This window comes from uncultured Chloroflexus sp., from assembly GCF_937129525.1.
GTDB lineage: Bacteria > Chloroflexota > Chloroflexia > Chloroflexales > Chloroflexaceae > Chloroflexus.
In genome coordinates this window covers 1-20164 of record NZ_CAKZNK010000101.1, presented here as the reverse complement: position 1 = coordinate 20164, position 20164 = coordinate 1, and the positions used below count along the sequence as shown (strand labels likewise).

Annotated in this window: 16 protein-coding genes; 3 read left to right on the top strand and 13 right to left on the bottom strand. The window is 56.8% G+C overall.

From position 1 onward, the window contains the following. Positions 1–892: VanW family protein (locus Q0650_RS13235; RefSeq protein WP_298819706.1), on the top strand; the 892-nt coding region annotated here is incomplete at its 5' end. Between the two features lie 156 nt (positions 893–1048). Here Q0650_RS13235 and murI read toward each other — a convergent pair. From murI to Q0650_RS13170, 13 genes are all read right to left on the bottom strand, one after another. Beyond that, positions 1049–1816, bottom strand: coding sequence for a glutamate racemase (gene murI / locus Q0650_RS13230; RefSeq protein WP_298819704.1), 768 nt, complete (start codon positions 1814–1816; stop codon positions 1049–1051). Between the two features lie 108 nt (positions 1817–1924). Then, positions 1925–2695, bottom strand: coding sequence for a gamma-glutamyl-gamma-aminobutyrate hydrolase family protein (locus tag Q0650_RS13225; protein WP_298819703.1), 771 nt, complete (start codon positions 2693–2695; stop codon positions 1925–1927). Positions 2696–2737: 42 nt separating this feature from the next. Next, the gene (locus Q0650_RS13220; protein WP_298819701.1) at positions 2738–3490 is read right to left on the bottom strand and encodes a gamma-glutamyl-gamma-aminobutyrate hydrolase family protein; all 753 of its coding nucleotides are present in this window, start codon (positions 3488–3490) and stop codon (positions 2738–2740) included. A 143-nt stretch (positions 3491–3633) separates the two neighbouring features. After that, on the bottom strand, positions 3634–6279 hold the full coding sequence (locus tag Q0650_RS13215; protein WP_298819699.1) for a GAF domain-containing protein: 2646 nt from the start codon (positions 6277–6279) through the stop codon (positions 3634–3636). Positions 6280–6300: 21 nt separating this feature from the next. Further along, a complete protein-coding gene (locus Q0650_RS13210; protein ID WP_298819697.1) occupies positions 6301–6879 on the bottom strand; it encodes a SpoIIE family protein phosphatase in 579 nt (192 codons plus the stop codon). Between the two features lie 3 nt (positions 6880–6882). Next, complete coding sequence (locus Q0650_RS13205) at positions 6883–7296, bottom strand: anti-sigma regulatory factor (RefSeq protein ID WP_298819696.1); 414 nt, start codon at positions 7294–7296, stop codon at positions 6883–6885. Positions 7297–7338: 42 nt separating this feature from the next. After that, positions 7339–7809 carry a D-aminoacyl-tRNA deacylase gene (gene dtd / locus Q0650_RS13200; protein WP_298819694.1) on the bottom strand — a complete coding sequence of 157 codons (471 nt, stop codon included), beginning with the start codon at positions 7807–7809 and terminating at the stop codon, positions 7339–7341. Next, entirely contained in the window at positions 7810–8901 is a 1092-nt protein-coding gene (locus tag Q0650_RS13195; protein WP_298819692.1) for a PIN/TRAM domain-containing protein, read from the bottom strand. Positions 8902–8904: 3 nt separating this feature from the next. Next, on the bottom strand, positions 8905–10302 hold the full coding sequence (gene radA / locus Q0650_RS13190) for a DNA repair protein RadA (protein WP_298819690.1): 1398 nt from the start codon (positions 10300–10302) through the stop codon (positions 8905–8907). Between the two features lie 1054 nt (positions 10303–11356). Next, complete coding sequence (locus tag Q0650_RS13185; RefSeq protein ID WP_298819688.1) at positions 11357–14482, bottom strand: O-antigen ligase family protein; 3126 nt, start codon at positions 14480–14482, stop codon at positions 11357–11359. Between the two features lie 195 nt (positions 14483–14677). After that, positions 14678–15076: a DUF2237 family protein gene (locus tag Q0650_RS13180; protein WP_298819686.1), complete on the bottom strand. Its 399-nt coding sequence runs from the start codon at positions 15074–15076 to the stop codon at positions 14678–14680. A gap of 29 nt (positions 15077–15105) precedes the next feature. Then, entirely contained in the window at positions 15106–15438 is a 333-nt protein-coding gene (locus Q0650_RS13175; protein WP_298819684.1) for a hypothetical protein, read from the bottom strand. Positions 15439–15511: 73 nt separating this feature from the next. Next, positions 15512–16108, bottom strand: coding sequence for a DUF4126 domain-containing protein (locus Q0650_RS13170; RefSeq protein ID WP_298819682.1), 597 nt, complete (start codon positions 16106–16108; stop codon positions 15512–15514). Positions 16109–16300: 192 nt separating this feature from the next. On the opposite strand from Q0650_RS13170, the gene Q0650_RS13165 reads away from it, so the two are divergent. Both Q0650_RS13165 and Q0650_RS13160 read left to right on the top strand, forming a co-directional pair. After that, entirely contained in the window at positions 16301–18172 is a 1872-nt protein-coding gene (locus Q0650_RS13165; RefSeq protein ID WP_367280820.1) for an ABC transporter ATP-binding protein, read from the top strand. A gap of 1003 nt (positions 18173–19175) precedes the next feature. Then, complete coding sequence (locus tag Q0650_RS13160) at positions 19176–19727, top strand: DUF305 domain-containing protein (RefSeq protein WP_367280819.1); 552 nt, start codon at positions 19176–19178, stop codon at positions 19725–19727. Positions 19728–20164 lie beyond the last annotated feature (437 nt).

Below are 20164 nucleotides of genomic sequence, written 5' to 3'. Positions count from 1 at the left end.
TTTCCGCGAGATTCCACCCCCGATCACCGCAGATAATCTTGATCAATTGGGCATTACGACCTTGATCGGAGTGGGTCAGAGCGATTTTACCGGATCGGCGCCGTACCGCGTGACGAATATTCAAGCCGGTATGCGGCTTCTGCACGGCATCTTGATCCCGCCCGGCGGCGAGTTTTCGTTTAACCAGACGATTGGGCGTATTGATAGCTCAAACGGTTTTGTTGAGGGTTACGCAATTATCCAGAATCGCACTCAACTGGAGTGGGGTGGCGGTATCTGTCAGGATAGCACCACTGTCTTCCGGGCTGCGTTTTGGGCCGGTTTGCCGATTACCGAACGTTGGGGGCATTCGTTCTATATTAGCTGGTACGATCGCTACGGTTATGGCCCGTATGGCAATGGGCCGGGAATGGATGCCACCATCTTTACCGGTGGCCCTGATTTGAAATTTCTCAATGATACCGGGGGCTGGATTTTGATGCAGACCCTGGTTGATACGCGGCGTCATCTGGCTGAAGTGCGTCTCTATGGCCCGGAAACCGGTCGTAAGGTGCTGCTGGAAGGGCCGGTGATTACCAACCGCACGCCTCCGCCGACCGAGCCGGTGTATGTTGCCGTGCCGGATCGCCCGGTAGGTCAACCGCGGCAGAGCGATACGGCGCGCGGCGGTATGGATATTCATTTTACCCGAATCGTGCTCAATGCTGATGGTAAAGAGATCGAGCGGCGTGAGTTTGTAACTCGTTTTAAGCCGTGGCCTGACATCTTTGAATACAACCCGGCTGATCTTGGTCCTGATGGCAAGCCGTTGCCGACACCAACGCCACCTGCCGAAGACGTGCCGCCAATGGAGCAACCTCCGGCAGAAGCGGCGCCAAATCCGACCGGGTGATTGCGCGCATTACCACAGGACATTGTCTGAGGGGTGACATACCTGTCACCCCTCATATTGCTGCTGTCGCTGTGAAAAATGATGACGCTTCCGTTGCGCTTCTCGAGGCATTGGGCTGCCGGGTGGAGCGGTGGCCCTATCCGCCGACATCAGTGATTATGGTATGTTTACTCTGGTGAGAGGTAACGCCTCTCCCCACACATTCGCGAGCGCGGGCGCAATTTGTTGCGGGTCGCCAGTAGTGTAACAGCGCAGCGTGCCGGAACCGTTAGGGAGTCCAATTCGTTCGGCAACGCGCGCGGTTTGCGCAGCAACTGCCGGGCCAGTATCAATGATAGTTACTTTGGGCCCGGCACAGGCGCTGATCAACGGGGTGAGCGGCGGAAAGTGCGTGCATCCCAACACGATCACGTCGGCATCGGGAATGGTTGCGAGATAATCGGCAATAAGCGCGCGAGTCTGATCATCGTCAAGGGCGCCGTTCTCAACCTGAGTAACTAGATCGGGGCAGGCGAGCGTATAGACCTCGACATCAGCGGCGTAGGCGTTGACCAGCGCGCGAAAGCGGTCACTGGCAAGGGTGCCGCTGGTTGCCATCACGGCCACTTTACCCCGTCGCGAAGCTGCAACCGCCGGTTTCACACCCGGTTCCATCCCGACTACTGCGACAGGCAATTCGCTGCGCAATAGCTCAATCGCGGCAGCAGTCGCAGTATTGCAAGCGACTACCACGATCTGCGCGCCCTGCTCGACCAGCCAGCGTCCGCAAGCCAGGGCGCGACTGCGAACCTCGGCTGCCGGACGCGGGCCATACGGGCAATAGGCGCTATCGGCCAGATAGATCAGATCGGCAGTGGGTAAACGGTTACGGATGGCGCGGGTAACTGTTAGCCCGCCAAGGCCGGAATCGAAGATACCGATCATAGGGTAGATACCACAGCATTACAAATGCCGGCAGTCAACCAACTGCCGCTTTGTAAACGTAAACCACGTTGCGCCGGAATTGATAACTGGGAAGGGACCATACCGGTGTTATTGGCTGCTGGAAGGTGGTGGTGTTGGCTGGTGGCGGCAGGCAGCGATAAAATCGGCAAAGAGCGCCTGCCAGCGTGGTTCGCTGCTGTTCCAAAGGTGTTCAGGGTGGCACTGCACTGCTAGCAGATACTGATCGCCGGTCGACTCAACCGCCTCAACAATCCCATCAGGCGCATACGCCACTGCCCGCAGGCCGGGGGCAAGCGTTTTTATGGCCTGATGGTGCATCGTATTACACCCAATCTGATCCGTCTTCAAAATGGTTGCCAGGCGTGAATCGGCTGCGATGGTCATTGGATGGGTCAGATCCGTCCAGGCTTGTGAGCGGGAATTGGCGCGGTGATCAATCGCAGTGTCGTATTGCGATGGAATATCCTGGTAGAGTGAACCACCAAGGGCAACGTTGATCACCTGGAGGCCGCGGCAGATACCGAGCAGCGGTTTGCCATCAGTCTTTGCCCGACGCGCCAGCGCTAATTCGACTGCGTCGCGTTGTGGATCGACAGACCCGAGTTGCGGATGTGGATCTTCGCCGTAGTGGATCGGATCGACATCATCGCCACCGGGCAACAAGATCCCGGCGCAGTAGTTGTAAAGCGCGTGAATGGCGCTGAGATCGTCGGTCAAATAGATGATGAGCGGGATGCCACCGGCAGCTTCAATTGCGCGCAGGTAGGTGGAACGCACAGCCTGCAATGCGCGGCCATTGGCGCCGGTATGGTGGTGCATGGCGGTGATGCCAATCAGAGGACGATGGTGATCGGTCATAGATAACTATCGTTCTATTCAAGCTGTTGCGGAAAATTCCGGTTACGCAGCGCGACTATGCCGACGCGCGTCGCGGCAACTCTGGACGAAGTCAGCAAAGAGTCCTTGCCAGCGTGGGTCGGCTGCTGCTTGCAGCGCTTCAGGATGGCATTGCACGCCCACAATGAAGTGGTGATCTTCACTTTCGAGGGCTTCGATGACGCCATCGGGCGCCCATGCCACAGCCCGCAGGCTGGGGGCGATCCGGCGCACGGCCTGATGGTGAAGCGAGTTGATCATGAGATCGGTCGTTCCCAGGCAGCGAGCCAGGCGCGAGTCAGGCGCAATCGTCATCGAATGAGCGAGGAATGTCCAGTCTTCACGGGCATACGAAGCATTATGATCGATTGCCGAACCGAGCTGGGTTGGAATATCCTGATAGAGTGATCCCCCTAACGCCACATTGATCAACTGAACGCCGCGGCAAATGCCGAGCAGCGGTTTGCCGTCGGCGGCAGCCCAACGGGCAAGGCGCAGCTCAGCCATATCACGCGGTGGGTCGATCGCTCCCAGCCGCTCGTGAGGCTGGTCACCATAGTGATTAGGGGAGATGTCGCCACCGCCGGCAAGCAACAGGCCATCGAGCTGGTCGTAGATGGCGCGCAACGCAGTTGCGTCAAGCAATGGCGGGATGAGTAGCGGCGCGCCGCCGGCCCGTAGCACGGCGTCAACGTAGGTCTGGCGATGGCCGTATGAAGGCGGACACCAGTCGCGGTCGCGAAAGGTTCCGCAGGATATTCCTATCAGAGGCGTCATGCGCGCTTCCTCCGTGGTCGGTAATGCCGGTATGTTATGAGTGCGCATTATAACACAATAGACTGGCGTAACATCGGTCACGGGTATGATCTCATTATGATCTCATAGGGAGAGGCTTAGAGCGTGAGGCCGGTTCTACTCTCTCAACTGCGTTCAGGAGCGACCGGGAGGGCGATAAAGAAGGTGCTGCCTTGATTGACCACACTCTCTACCCAGATTCGCCCGCCAAGTAACTCGACCAGTGGCTTAACAATCGAGAGGCCGAGACCGGTACCGCCTGCTTCGACCTTAAGTGGGTTGTCAGTGCGGAAGAAGCGGTCGAAGATACGCGGCAGATCTTCTGGACGGATACCGACGCCGGTATCGCTGATGCTGAGGAGAAGGTAACGTCGGTTATCACTCAGCATACTGCGCGCCGGTTCGGGTAGATCGACATTCATAGTCTCGCGAGCAACGATAGAGATCTTGCCGCCGTTTGGGGTGTATTTGATGGCGTTGAGCAGCACGTGGTGGAGAATCTGATGCAGACGCACTGAATCGGCACGGATCAATGGTAATCCGGGCGGGATCGAGATCGTCAATTGATGCTGGCGCTGGAGGATTTGCGGTTGAAGCTCGGCAATGACGCCGCTTAGCGCCTCGGCGAGATGGAGCGAACGCCATTCGAGATCGATACTGCCCGACTCGATCTTGGTGATTTCGAGCACATCGTTGATCAGATTAATCATGCGCTCGGTGTTATTGTAGATCGTATTGACGAACTCACGTTGGGTATCGTTGAGTTGACCGAGGCCACCCATGGCCAGCAATTGGGTAAACCCTTTGATCGCAGTCATCGGCGTGCGCAGCTCGTGCGACATCGTGCCGATGAACTCATTCTTCATCCGGTCAGCTTCGACTTCGCGGGTAATATCGCGCAACACCAGCAGCGCGCCCAGCAACTCATCATCTTCTTTCAGCACCGGGCTGAGCGAAAAGTTGATTGTCCGGCCATTGATGACGGCAGTGGTATTGAAGGTGCGGGCAGTGCCATCAAGGTGCAGAGGCCGTCGCAGCAGCTCATCGAGCGGCAATTCAGCGGCGTGATTGCCGAGGTAGCGCTGAATAATATCGTGCAAATTCCAGAGCAACAACTCTTCGACCGGGCGGTGGAGAATGCGGCTGGCGGCCTGGTTGATGCTTAACACGCCGCCGTACAGATCGCACACGATGACGCCATCAAGCAAGCTTTGCAGAATGGCGGCAATCTGACTGGTCTCTTTTTGCTGGCGGTCGAGCAGTTCGTAGCGTCGTTCGGCCTCGGCGCTGATCATGCGGAACAGGGTAGCATTGTTAATGCCGATGGCAATTGCGCCGGCGCAGGCATTGAGCAATCGCACATGCCCTTCGTGAAAGAAGTGCGTATGTCGATGCGAGAGAGTCATGACGCCGATAACTTCGCCCTGCACGAAGAGCGGCACTGCGATCATCGACCCTTCGCGTTTTCGGTGACTCCCCGGGACGGTGACCCAGCGATCATCCTGAGTCACGTCGTGTACCAGCACAGTTTGGCCATGTTGGGCAGCCCAACCGGCGATACCCTGACCGATAGCGAAGCGAACGGTATTTTCAGGCGAGACCTTAGCGCCCAGGATAGCGCGCGTCACCAGCAGACTGGGATTGTCTTCTTCGGTCAGCATGATCGAAGCGTTCTCTGCCTGCACAATGCGGGCCAGCATCTCGAGCGAGTTGTTCAGAATCTGGTCGAGATCGAGCGTCTGGTTTACCTGTAGGGCGATTGCGTGCAACGTGGCGAGGCGATCCTTCTCTTCTTCTAGCTCGCGGGTGCGCTCGATCACGCGCTGTTCCAATTCCGCGTTGAGGGTGCGGATGGTATGGTACAGCTCGGCATTCTGCAACGCAATGGTGGCCTGGCTGGCGACACTCTGGGCAAGATCTTGCATGAAGCGCAGATCGATTGGATTGTGCAATTCTTGCAGCGTGACCGCGCCGATTGGTCCCTCGCCGCCAATCATGGGGATGATCAACGCGCTACAGCCGGCAATCAGCCAGTTGTGATCGGGATCGTCGGGTATCGCGGGCCAAAAGGTGCTGGTAGAGCCGGTAAATGCTGCCCGAATGGTCGGGTTTGTATTCGGCAAAATGTATCCTGCCGGCGGGCCGTCAGTGCTACCGCGACTGGCCACGACGCGCAGTTGCCCGCTATTGTGATCGGTCAGCCACACAGCGACGTGATAGGCGCCGGTTAAAGTTTCCAGACTATCAATCACAATCTCGAGCAAAGCATCGCGGTTGAGGGTTGCCGACAGGCGCTGCGAAATATCGTTGAGCGCTTTGAGCTGTAATGCGCGCTGATCGGCTGCCGCTGAAGCGGCATCGAGGCTGGCGGCAATGAATTCACGTTCGCTGATCAAATGACTTGTATGTTCATTCCAGACCTCGAGCAGCATGGTGATAACGTGTTCGAAGAGTTCGGCGAGCGCATCGAGCGCTGCCAGGTCTGGGTTGTCATGCAATAAGACGGCGCGAGTTGCGCGATGAAGCTGATGAAGATGGCGAACCAGGGTTGGGAGATCGACTTCGAGTTCTTCGGCGGTCAATTCGTGGAACAGGGTGCGGAGGGCCTGATGATCGCCACTGGCAGCAGCAGTAAGGGCTGCGGCGAAACGAGCGGGGTCAAGCAGAGATTGGGTTGCCACTGTGCCCGCGCTCGACTCACGCAGGTCATGCCAGCGTCGCAAGAGATCGGTCTGTCGGATTTGGAGCCAGTGGTGCAGTGTGTCCGTCATACAGACAATGGGTGACTACCGCTATTCACTCCGCACAACCACGACAGTGGCATCATCGTTGTCTTTGCCGAAGCGGGCCAAAATCTCATCGGCGATCTGTTGTGGCGATTGATGCCACGCAGGAGGCAGTTCTGTCAGGAATCGGCTTGAAATGCCATCGCTATATAAAACGAAGATATCGCCAGAATTGTAGGTGTAGGCAAAGCGAAGAAGCTGCGGCAAGCGATAGCCGACAATACCATTCTTCGAGATCGGCTTAATGGGCAGATCGCTGTAAACGTATGCGCCAACATTGCCTACTCCAACAAACTCGGCGGCGCGCTCACCGGCATCAAGCCGGAGCAGCGCCATAACCGCCCCCCGACTTCCGGCAAGGGCGCGATCAGCCTGTCGCATCAGTTCGGTCAAATCAAGGGTTGGATTACTTTCCAAAACGGCAACGGCGCGGCGCGCAGCTTCAGCAGCGGCATCACCTCCTCCCAGACCATCAATAACGGCAGTCAGTAATTGATCGGTCTGGTATGGCAAAATGACATACGCATCGCCACTCACACGCTGACCGAGCTTGGGTCGTAACGCTGCCCCCCAAGAAAATTTCATAGATTAAGGTCTCCGGGTCGAATGCCATTTCACTGCGCGCACACACGTGCCGACGCCAGGAGTTGAATGAATAGAGAATTCATCCATCAATCGGCGCACGCCGGGCAAGCCGGCGCCGAGCGAATGGGTTGTGCTGTAACCATCGCGCAGCGCCAGATCGATGTCAGGAATACCGGGGCCGCGATCTCGCGCTTCAACGGCAATGCCCATCATTGCCGGGTCGCGATGAACCGGCATAATTTCGATCTCGCCACCTCCGGCGTGGCGAATCAAATTGTGGGCGAGTTCGAGAATACAGATCTCTACCCGCGTGCGATCCGTTTCGCTAAATTGCAATTCGGTTGCCAGCCGGCGACCGGCGCTAAGCGCCACATAGATGTCTGCTTCTCGTTGAATGCGAAAGATCAACGATTCCATAGTCTTTATTATACCTGAAGCGCATTAACGGGATGTGACCGGTCATCGGGCCGATCGGCGCGGCAGACGCAATTCGGCGCTGTCGATCACAATGGTCACCGGGCCGTCATTGATCAGCGCCACTCGCATCATCGCGCCAAACACGCCGGTGGCGACGGGGACGGCGCGCGCGCGCAACGCAGCGGCGAAGGCATCGACAAGCGGCGCTGCGATGTCAGGTGGCGCGGCAGCAGTAAAGCTGGGGCGACGACCTTTGCGGGTGTCGGCGTACAAGGTAAACTGTGATACGACCAGCGCTGAGCCACCCACATCAAGCACGGAAAGGTTAAATTTACCCTCCTGGTCACTGAAGATGCGCAGGTTGGCAATCTTTTCGGCCAGTAACTCAACATCATCGCCGGTGTCGGTTTGTGCGACTCCCAGCAAAATCAATAGACCATGGCCGATGGCGCCAACAACATTGCCCTCGACCGTCACTGATGCCTCGGTGACCCGTTGTATCACGGCGCGCATTTACGCCTCCTCGACGGGGATGGCAAAGACGAGTCGTCCGGTTTGGGTCTGGTGAACGCGAGTGACAACAACCTCAATCGTGGTTCCAATCAGATGACGGGCATTTTCCACAATGACCGGCGTGCCGTCATCGAGGTAGCCAACCCCTTGCTGGCGGGTATTTCCTTCATTGCGGATCAACACCTGTAATCGTTGATCCTGAATGACCGGTGGGCGGAGCGCGTCGCTCAATTGATTGAGGCTCAGTACCTTGAGACCTTGCAAACCGGCGACGCGATTGAGATTGTAATCATTGGTAATAATCGGACACTTATGCAAGCGGGCTAACTCAATCAATTTATCGTCAACCCGTATGGTGTCGGGCAGATCGAAATGAACGATCTCGATTGGCAAAGGCGCTGATTGTTGCATCTGATTGAGTAGCTCAAGGCCACGCCGACCTTTTTGCCGGCGTAAATCATCATTTGAGTCGGCCAGGAGTTGTAATTCAGCCAGGACAAAAGACGGCACCAGCAATGTTCCTTCCAAAAATCCGGTGCGCGCTATAGCGGCGATGCGACCATCGATGATGGCGCTGGTATCGAGCAGATAGCGTCGTTCAGTGGGTGATGGTAATGAAGTCGGGTCGGTTTGAGGGGGCGGAGCGATCACGGTAGCGCGCGACTGCCCCAGATGTTTGATCAACTCGATCAGATCGTGTTTGCGCTGATACAGAATCGATGCGCCAAAGTAGACGAGAATGATCGTCGCAATAACGGGCAAGATATTGCCATAAGGCGCGGGCAGCGCAGCAAGCGGTATGGTGGCCATCACACCGGCCAGTAATCCCAACAGAATACCGATTGCTACGAGGAGGACATCGCTAAGTGGAGCTGTGCGCGCTTGCCTGAGCAACAAGCGGAGCGGATTAACAGTGAACCGGGGGAGCAGAATAAAGCCCAGGGCGCCACCGGCAAGCGCAAGTAATGCAGTGGCAAGGAGTTGTTCTGAATTGGGGTTTGGGCCAGAGAGCGAGATTCCCACCCACAGGCCGAAGTAACCTATCCAGATAAACCCGATCAGGCGCGCAATCAAATCGAGACTAAGTCTCATGTCTCACCCTTCATCGGTCTCAGTTGATGAAGATGCTACTTTCCGGGTGAGGAGTTCAACCGCTTCCGCTAACGAACGCACCGGAGTAACCGTCAATCCTGGTGGCGCCTCCGGTGTTGAATGAATCGGCACAACTGCCTGACGGAAGCCCAGCTTGGCCGCTTCACTCAGGCGGCGATCAAGCTGGCTCACGCTGCGCAGTTCACCCGATAGACCGACTTCGCCGAGGCAGACCACATCGGGCGCGATCCGCTGATTGCGATAGGATGAAGCGATAGCCAGCGCGACCGCAAGATCGGCAGCCGGTTCGCTGATACGCAATCCACCAACAATATTGACATACAGGTCTTGATTAAACAGCGGCAGGCCTACGCGCTTTGAGAGCACAGCCGTGAGCATCAACAGTCGGTTCAGGTCAAACCCGTTGGTGGTGCGGCGCGGTTGGGCATTGCCGGTGTGCGACGTAAGGGCCTGCACTTCGACCAGTAATGGGCGTGTACCTTCGAGGGTTACCGCAACTGTCGAGCCGGGGCTATGGGTATTGCGTTCAGCGAGAAAGACCTGTGATGGGTTCCGCACTTCGCGCAGGCCATCGCCGGTCATTTCAAACACACCCACTTCGTTGGTGCTGCCGAAGCGGTTTTTGACCCCACGCAGCAGGCGGAAATGGTGGAATCGGTCACCTTCGAGATAAAGGACGACATCGACGATGTGTTCGAGCACGCGGGGGCCGGCGATAGCGCCCTCTTTGGTGACGTGACCAACCAGTACGATCGGGATGGCAGTCTCCTTCGCCAGTTGCATCAGGCGTAATGCGCCTTCACGCACCTGTGAGACGCTGCCGGCGGCGCTGGTGAGTTCAGGCAAATAGACCGTCTGAATTGAGTCGACGATCACCAGGCGCGGACGTAGCTTGCGAATATGCTCGATGATCAGGTCGAGTGACGTTTCGGCGAGCAAGAAGAGGTCATCGGCAATGAGACCGAGCCGTTCGGCGCGCAGGCGGATCTGTTGGGCCGACTCTTCGGCGCTGACGTAGAGGGCGGGGCCGACACTGGCGGCGAAGTGGGCCGCGACCTGTCCGAGCAGGGTTGATTTGCCGACGCCGGGATCGCCGCCGATTAAAACAACCGAACCGGGGACGAGTCCGCCGCCCAACACACGAGCGAATTCATCGGCATACACCGGGAGGCGCTGAAAATCGGCGAGCGGCACATCGCGCAGGCGTACCGGCTGGCCATGGCCGGATGGAATGACGCGAGCGGCGCTGGCAGAGCGGGATGAAGCCAGGAGTTGTTCGACCAGGCTATCCCAGGCGCCGCACTCAGGGCATTTCCCCATCCAGCGACTCTGGTGAGCGCCACATTGCTGACAAACGAAGATTGTGCGCGTTTTTGCCATACCCGCATTATACCACTGCGATGCAGAGTGATGATTCGGGTGGATGGCGCTGATGGTGTATCGCGCAATGATAGCTAGAACTTGATATGAATAATTTAGATGAAATCCATTCTGTATTGATATACGTTGTTTGTTTATTGCAAAACTATTCAATGTTTACGGATTGAAAGCAAGTATATAGAAGCCAGAAACAGATTCGTTACGCATCGTTCAGGGTGGGCAAATGGTACTATGAGCAAATAGGGATTGCAGGTAGTTGTAAGCATTCAGGTATATCGTATACTCTGCCACACACTTTTGCCGGCTCTGGGAGTGAATGTTATGCTGAACGGAATTGCGTTGCTGATGGACGAAGATACGTATCGGCGCGATGCGCTGGTGAACGCGCTGTGTCAACGGAAATGGGCCGCAGTTGTGTCAAGTGATGTGGAGGAAGCAGAGCAATATTTATCGCAAACAACATTTGATGCTTTGATTTTTAATTTAGATATTTCGCCAGCCTCTTTTCTTAAAAATATTGCAAATCATTTGTTGCAAAACTCTGAACCGATTGTTGTTTTATATAACAAATACTTTGATGTCTGTTTTACATATTCATATAGATTAAAATATGGTTTAGAAGAAAGTTTCTTTATTGGTATCTATTGTGCTATTCAGCAGGTCAAGCGCCGGTATGCGCGAGTACGCTTTTTAGCCAGGCGGCAACGGTTGATCAAAGAACCCTCTTTAGCTCCCTGCCTGCCGGCCCCATCTCTGCTAGTTCATCGCTCGCTCTGCCAGGTGAGCGTTGCGGGTCGGATCATCCCTTTGAGCCAAAACGAAATGGAGTTGTTGCTCTTTGTGATCCGATCACCTCGCCAGACGGCTTCGTTTTTCGCTATGGCTGAAACATTCTACGCCGGATCACATTTTAACGACGTGCGTGATTTGCTGAAAAATCGTGTTTATCGCTTGCGCCAGAAGATTGAGCCAGATCCAGATTTGCCCTGCATTTTTTGCAGTCAGCGAGGGTTTGGTTTAACAATCCGATCTGTCGTCACGTTCGTCGAAGAATTCAGCACTCCGGAGGTGGCCGAAGAGTTCGATCTGGCGGCGATGGAACAGAAAGAGCTGATGGTGGATGTTGATCCTCTCGCTGTGCAGCTATGGCCAGCAACCAGAAGGCAATGGCAAGATCAGGCCAAAAATAAAATGCATCTACCAGTCCATGAATCAGCGCTCCAGCTATGGTAGCTGCTGCGCCGATGGCCAGGGCCGAATTCGGATGCAGTGTTGGCGCGCGTAGTATGCGCCAGGTGGCCCATCCCAATCCGATCAGTAAGAGCGGCCCGCCACGCAACAGCAGGTCAAGGATGAGGTTGTGGGGATGGGCCGTGTAGATTTCGCTGGTATCGCGCAGCGCCGGATCGATGTAGCGTGGATAGACGACGAGAAACTGGTCGAGACCGATGCCGAGCGGGTGATCGGCCAGCATTGCCAGCGCAGCGCGCCAGGTGGCGAGTCGGATGGCACTGCTGCCGGTAAACAGACTCAGTCGCTCAATCCCGAGGAGCGTGAACGAAATGGTGATCAGAACCAGCGCGATGATGCCACCGATCAAGATAAATCGGCGGTAGCGAGGCGCAACTGTGAAGCCGACCAGCGCGCCAGCAGCCACGATAGCGCCCAGATAAGCGCCGCGCGAGAAGGAAATGCCAAGCGCAGCCAGCGCCAGCAGCGCGGTAGTTCCCATTGCCAGCGCGTTCCGGCGGCGGTGTTGCCGCCATGCGCTCCAGGCCAGCGCCGCAGCCAGTGGCCAGACCCGGCCCATTGCCAGGCCGAGATTGTTAGGATGGCCGTAAAATCCGGTTGCGCGCACAACGCCTTCGGTAGCGACCAGATCGGATCCATGGCCGATTTTGATACCGAACAGCGGTGTCAGGTTGATTCCACCTGTTTGGGCTAACGCAACCAGCGCCGAGATTGCGCCGGCGATGAGCCAGCCGATCACGGTCGGCACGATAACTACGCGACCTTGCCGTTCGTGCCACCAGAGTAGCGCGGCAAAGAGCAACGGTTCGACGATCATCCAGCGCAGCTCGCGCAAAGCAGAGCCGCGCGCTTCAGCGATCAATACGCCCCAGACTCCGGCAAGCAATACCAATCCGACAGGGGCCAGGCTGATGATGGTCTCGCGACGATAGCGCCAACCGGTTGGCGCTAGTTGGGAGATTGCAAGGCGGCGTCGGAATGGCCAGTCGTGGATGATAGTAGCGACGGTTGCAATCAGCAAGACGATTTCGTGCAGGGGGAGATAGATGCCGCTGTCGCGGATGCCAAAGCGCGCATCAAATAACCCTTTGGGTAAGAAGTAGAGTGGGGCGGTAATGGCTACCCATCGCGCGGCCAGATCCGGGCGCGCGAGGGCAAGACCGATAAACGGCACGATGCCAAGAATGGTTAGCGGCAATTGCGCCGAGGCGCGATAAGCGAAAGCCAGCGTGAGGCCTTGCAGAGCGAAGATGATCCACTCGCGGCGGTGGACATCGAGGCGTTGCCAGCCGATCAAGATGTGATCGAGTACGTTTAGAGCTGCGCGCATGGTCAAGGCGCTGAGCGCAGCCAGCGCCACAAAGAGGAGGAATGGCCCATAGTTGCCGATCGTTCGCCCTGGCAACGCGCGACTGACGACAAACCCGGTCGGTGGTGGATCGCTCTGAATGGTCAGGGTATGTATCTGATCGGGGAGATCGGACAGTGCGTTATTCCGCAAGGTTACCGGCGCGCCATTCAGCAGCGCGCTAACCGGCTGGCCGCCTTGCAGTTCAATGGCAGTGCCGGCAAATCGCACCTCCCAGCCGGCACTGGTTGCCGTCACGGCGGGATGATCCCAATGATGCACACCGATATGCGCTACCGGTGGCGCTTGCAGATAATCGCGTAGGATGGTATACGATGGTAAGATCTGCCAGTCACGGCTTACCAGCGCAAAATAGGGGGTTGGATCGGCGGGATTGGGTTCAGCGTAGCCGCCGTAACGCAACATCCAGACGTTCATCACCCCCATCCATGGCCACTCGCGACGGGCGCGCTCGATTTGGGCTACCAGATAGGCGCCTTTGGTCGCTTCATCAACCGGTGGCCCCCAGACGAAGCGTCGTTCAGGTGGTATGATCTCCGGCGCTGCATTGTAACCAAACTCTGTCACCCAAACCGGCGTGGCCAGATCGTCGTGGCGCTCCATTACTTCGCGCAGCAGCACCACCCGACTGACATCGTTGCGGGTATCGATTGGTCGATCCCAGCGCCAGTTATCGCGTCCGCGTAGAAAGACGTAACGATGTTCTGATGGGGGTTGGCCAAGACCATAATTTTGCGCGGCCATGATGTCAAAATAGGCTGCGCCGCCGAGCGTGTAGATCGCATCGAGGTACTCTAACTCACTCATCGGCGCGCGCGGATCGAGGCCGTCAGTCGGAGCCAATCCGGGGAAGAGGACGACAGCTTCGGGATTTGCCTCTTTCACTGCCTCATAGCCGATCCGCAGCAGCGCCAGGAAATCAGCCGGTTTCGGATCTTGCCAGCCCCACTCATTCTTCAGATTAGGTTCATTCCAGATTTGGAAGTATCGCACCTGACCGCGGTAGCGAGCTGCCAGTGTGGAAAGGAAGCGACCGTAATCGCGCAGATCGTCGGGTGGCGCAATGGAATTGCCGTCGATCGCCAGACCTGCCTGAAATTCCGGGGTGGCGCAGCTCTGTTCGCAAGCCCAGGCCGGTGGCCGATCAACGCGCATGATTAGCTCAATCCCATGCGCTACTGCTGAAGCAACGATCCGGTCGTATTTGGCCCAGCTCGATACAATGCCGATGGTCGCTGCATTGCGGCGGTCGGTAAAATCGCCGCGTCCGTGGATTTCGATGTCATCCCAGGGCACCTGCATGCGCACATAGCGCGCGCCGAGGTCGCGGGCAAGGGCGAAGGTGCGATCGATGGCTGCCGGGTCGGGTTCGAGGTGGAGGTTGAAGACGTTGACGCCGAGAGCAGGGCTATCACTGTAGGGAAACGGCTGGTTGATCGGTGAATGTTCAGCGATGCCGCGCAGCGCAGCGTTATCGATCCAGACTGCAACGCTGAGCGCGACCACCAGGAGCGCGCTCAGGCTGATCAGGGCGCAACAGCGAATCAGTGCAGTACGCATAGCGCAAAGAGTATAGACGGGCAATGCAATGGTGTCAAGGCAAGATGGCCGATACAGTCGTGAGGTGGGGTGGGCTGCTTGCGCACTCAATCCATCCCCTCATCGGACGAGCCGCTTGACCGGCAATACTGACTATGGCAGGTGGCGCCAGCATTGGCGGTCATCGCAGCGTCCTGGATGTAGTCCTGGTATGATTCAAATTGTCCTATCTGCGCCGGTCACGTCGAGCGCATAACGCAACAAGACTTCACGCGGGATGATCTTCAACGCAGCTTCGTGGGTAGCGGCGAGGATCACCGGCGGGGCAACACCAGCTTCATAGGCTTCGAGCCAGCGTAGAGCGCAAAGACACCAGCGGTCACCCGGTTTGAGGCCGGGGAAGTTGTATTCAGGGCGCGGAGTGATGAGATCGTTACCGCGCGAACGGCTGAACGCGAGAAATTCAGCGGTAACCTGGGCGCAGACCACGTGCAGACCGATGTCATGAGGGCCGGTTTCACAGCAACCGGTGCGAAAAAAGCCGGTGAGTGGTTGCAAGCTGCATGGCGCAAGCGCGCTGCCGATGACATTGCGGGTAGTTTGATCGGACTGCATAGAAACTCTCGCCAAAGTGATACAACTCTTCACCGGTTGGCAAATGGCACCAGATTGCCTGCCTCGTCAAGCGTCCAGACAGTGCCATCACTGGCGGTAATGCCGGTTTGCGCGCGCCAGCGTTCGGGCAGTGGACGCGGCATCGCCAGCATACCACCAGATGGTGTGCTCAGCAGGGTAAAATCGAGCGTACCGGCGGCGCTGCCGCTGATAGCGACACGCACCTTCCAGCAACCATTCCATTCGCGGTAGAAGTCGTAACTGAGTTCCACCGGGCCGAGCAGGTTGGTAAGCAGAGTGGCAATCAGCTTTTTGGCTTCCGGTACCCGGCGACGGAGGTCGGTGAGTGGTTGCGGTGTCATCTCGTCTCCTGAACTGGCAGGCAGGTTCTTGGCTCATTGGAAGCTTTGCCGGTCGCAGGCAACCGGCACACTATCATGATACCCGTGATATGCCATTTCGGCGCAACCTGGCCTCGCGCCAGACCCGGGCGGCGCCGCGAATGAAGCGGTAGGCAATGAAGGCGAGAACGAGCGCGATGATAAGCGCAAGAATGGGCACGAAGATGGCGAGCAGGCTGAGCACAAACGAGATCGCATCTTCCAGGAAGCTGAGAAAGGTGTTGGCAGTGCCACCGGTAGCGGCAGTGACGGCAGGCCGGATGCTGGCGCGCGCGCCCTGAGTGCCGGCAGCGGCGATGATGGCGGCGACGGCAACGATGGCCGGATGAATGGTAATGATGTCTTGCGCAGCGGCAAGCGCCACAATGGCGCCGGCAATCGGGCTGATCACCAGACCGATAATATGGAGGACGCTGTCAACTGCGGGAACTTTGTCGCCGATAAAATCGATGATGGCCAGTATAGCGAGAACAATCATCGTGATCGGGTGGGCCAGGAGATCAAACGGCTCGCCAAGCTGAATGAGGCCGAGCCGAGACAATACGCTGACGGTGAGTAAGGGGAGGTAGGCGTTGAGGCCGGTGGCCGTTGCCAGTCCCAGCGAACTGGCGAGCGTGATGATGGTCTCCATAACAACACTCCGACGGCGAATGGATGACGGAACAACCGAATGACACCTCTCTGCGCTGTGCCAGGCAACACGTGTGGTGTCCAGGCAGGCAGTCACTCATTTGTCCAATCAGACGCGCAACTGTCGGCAAAAGTTGCGCGTCTGATTGCGTATCATGCTAGCACAAGCGCGAGATTTCAGGAGTGAACAATGATGACTGAACCTCCCCGCGGACGACCGCGTCCCCTTCCCACACTGTCTCGTCCGCAGACATTACGGCAATGGTTACTGGAGACCCGCAAGGTGTTGCGTAATGTGCCGGCAGCGTTTCGCCTGGTCTGGCAGGCCGACCGTCTGCATACGATAGCGATGGCGGTGATTACGTTGCTGGCGGCTGGCTTGCCCCTGGCGCAGGCGTATGCTGGCAAGCTGATTGTTGACACAGTGGTGATGTCAATTCAGGATGGTGTTGATGCATTGAACGGTCTCAGGCAGACATTACCCTGGCTGTTGGCCGAGTTTGGGCTGATCACGCTGGGCGCAGCGCTGATGCAAGGTCGGTCGTTGAGTGAACATATCCTGCATGCGCGGCTGAGTAATCTGGTTAATCTGTTAATTATGCGCAAAGCGCTCTTACTCGATCTGCACTACTTTGAAGATGCGCAGTATTACGACAAGCTACAAAATGCGCGCCGCGAGACCAACTTTCGCGCGATAATGATCATTAACACGGTCTTTAGCGCGATCCAACAAATCCTGACATTGCTCTCTTTTGCCGCCAGTCTGCTCTGGTTTAGTCCGCTGGTCGCGTTGTTATTGTTTGGCGCGACAATTCCGGCTTTTCTGGCCCAGACCCATTTTAGCCACTTGCGTTTTCGATTGTTGACCTGGCGAGCGCCGGAGTTTCGCCGGATGCAATATCTTGAGCATCTCCTGACAGTTGATGCGGCGGCGAAAGAAGTGAAGTTGTTTTCGCTCGGAGAACCTCTGATCCAGCGCCATCAAGAGCAATTTCAGCGCTTTTTTCATGAAGATGAAGCATTGGCCCGCCGACGGTCGTTGATCAGCACCTTGTGGGGTGTTGTGGCTAGCGCCGGCTATTACGTGGCCTACGGCTGGATCGTCTGGCAGACGGTGGCCGGCGTCATTACGCTGGGAGGGATGACCTTCTACCTGACGCTCTTCCGTCAGAGTCAGTCGGTGGTGCAAACATTATTCGGTAATCTGGCGCAGCTCTACGAAGGCGGACTGTTCTTGTCCAACCTGTTCGATTTTCTGGCGCTTGAGCCGCGCATGACTAACGGTCGCAATCTGCCGGTGCCGCGTCCTATTCGATCCGGGATCGAGTTTCGTCATGTAAGTTTTCGCTACCCTGGCCGCGAAGATTGGGCGTTGCGTAACATCAACCTGCGAATTGCGCCGGGTGAGAAGATTGCGCTGGTAGGTTCGAATGGCGCGGGCAAGACAACATTGATCAAGTTACTCACGCGGTTGTATGACCCGACCGAAGGCCAGATTCTGCTCGATGGGGTTGATCTGCGCGACTACAATCTGGCTGAACTACGACAGCGGATTGGCGTGATCTTTCAGGATTTCGTTCGCTATCAGGCCACAGCGCGCGAAAATATCGGTTTTGGCCAGATTGATCAACTGACCAACGAACCGCGGATCCGAGAGGCGGCGACCCGGGGTGGCGCCGATGAGGTGCTGAGAGAGCTACCGGCTGGTTTCGAGACGATGTTGGGGCGTTGGTTTGAGCACGGGGCAGAACTATCAGGCGGACAATGGCAGAAAATTGCGCTGAGTCGCGCATTTATGCGTGACAGTGAAGTGCTGGTGCTTGATGAGCCGACGGCTGCGCTTGATGCCGAGCGTGAGTACGAGATCTTTCAACGGTTTCGGGATCTGACCGCAGGGCGGATCGCGGTGCTGATCAGTCATCGTTTTTCGACTGTGCGCATGGCTGACCGAATTGTCGTGCTTGAACATGGTCAGATTACCGAAATGGGGACGCATCAGGAGTTGTTATCTCGCCAGGGAACGTATGCTCGTCTCTTTCTAATGCAGGCCGAAGGGTATCGATGACAGACAGGCGGTATGGGGCAGCGTCTGGCGTTGCAGGATCGTTCGTGGGGAGCGGTGATGACGGTCATTTGGTGCGCTCCCAATCCAGGCGCCTTGTTTGGGGTTGCTATGCATCAATCGGCACGACGTGTTTGAGCTAGTTCAACGTGTTGCGGTCGGTGACAGCCGGATGGTTCCATCTATCGCGCATTGATTCTGCCGGCACTGGTCACGGTTGCTGCGATTGTTGCGCTGAATGTCAGCGAGGGTGTTTGTTGCCTGTCTGTTCACCCGTGAAAGAGCAGGGGCCGGCACTTGAAGCGGAGATGACAGATATTACGGCGCAATGCAAGACAAGCGAATGTAATCTGCGGAGTATGTTCAAGCCTGGCTTCATCGACAACCTACGGGTGAGGCTGTGAATTAACGACCGACGCAAAACCGATAACTGTTTCGGCATACGGCTGTTCATTACTGCGTTACGGTACCGGCTATCCTGCGCAATGATTGCAACAGGTTATCAGCCATAGGTGGCAGCGAGGCCGACGCTAGCGAAATAGCGTGTCTATGTTCTGCCCGATCATTTTATGGAAGAAATAGCTTAATGTAAGCTTTCGAAGCTTTGAGACTGCCGCTCGGGCTGAGATTGCGGGGATGCTGATGGGCGTGGTTGAGACGGCTGAAAGTCAGCGCGAGGCCGACAGGCGGATCGCACCAGTATAACGAGCGTCCAGGCCAATCCGGCTATTATTAATGCGCCGACACCCTGCGCGAGCGCGATGAGACCGGCCATCTCCATAGTGCATCTCCCTGGAATGAAGAACTTCCTTACTTCTATAGTGAGTATACACTAATTTTGGGATTTTGCAAACCAGATACTGTAAAAACTTGCCAGACAGAGAGCTATGAAATTCGGCAGAGAATGGGTCAGGCGTAGCCAGCGCCATGCCGTCCGACAATTTCTAAGCAATCATTTAAGTCATTTGTGAAGCTGATACCGTATATTGGTCTCGGTGAGTTGACAATGTACAGCGAGGAAGGCATGAAACATCTATTCATCTGGTCGTTTGCAGTGATATTAGTTGCGTGCAGTCAACCATCGGCGCCAGCCGCAACGCACACGATGGATCATTCCATGGCACACGATCAAGGTGTCCCGTATGACGCGCGCTTCATCGACAGCATGATCGAACATCACGAAGGTGCGATCACGATGGCGCGGCAAGTGTTGGCAGAGAGTCAAAACGAGCAGATTCGACAACTAGCTGAAGCGATTATTGTTGCGCAAGAGGCCGAAATTGCGCAGATGCGACAATGGCGGCAAGCCTGGTACCCCGATCTACCGCCAACCAATGGGATGGGCATGGAGATGGGGCCAATGACAGTTCCCGCCGGTGATGAATCGTTCGATCAACGGTTTCTCGAAGCAATGATCCCTCACCACGAGGGCGCGATTGCAATGGCGCGCGATGCGTTACAGCATGCGGAACATCTTGAAATCAAACAGTTAGCCGAGGCTATCATCAGCGCGCAAGAGGCCGAGATTGCCCAAATGCGCGCATGGTTGGGCAGGTGATGATGGCGTAGCGTGGGCGAGCCAGTCTTGTCGAAGAGATCGGTGTAGCTGCGCTGTGTCCAATCCCGATCAAGCACTGTTCCTTAAGGGGAGACATGCATGTCTCCCCTTTTTCTATCGTTTCCATCTTTACGCGCGGATAAGAAGGCACTGACGCGCAGCGCTGCTGGCGGACACGGCGGGCCGGATGCTGCGCTCACGCGCCGCTGCGTCACAGGGCATGCCGCCAGCTTTCACGTGAGGGGAACCTGAGGCGCGCCGCTGCGTCACAGCGCATACCGCCAGCTTTTACGTGAGGGGAACCTGAGGCGCGCCGCTGCGTCACAGCGCATACCGCCAGCTTTCACGTGAGGGAAACCTGAGGCGCGCCGCTGCGTCACAGGGCATGCCGCCAGCTTTCACGTGAGGGGAACCTGAGGCGCGCCGCTGCGTCACAG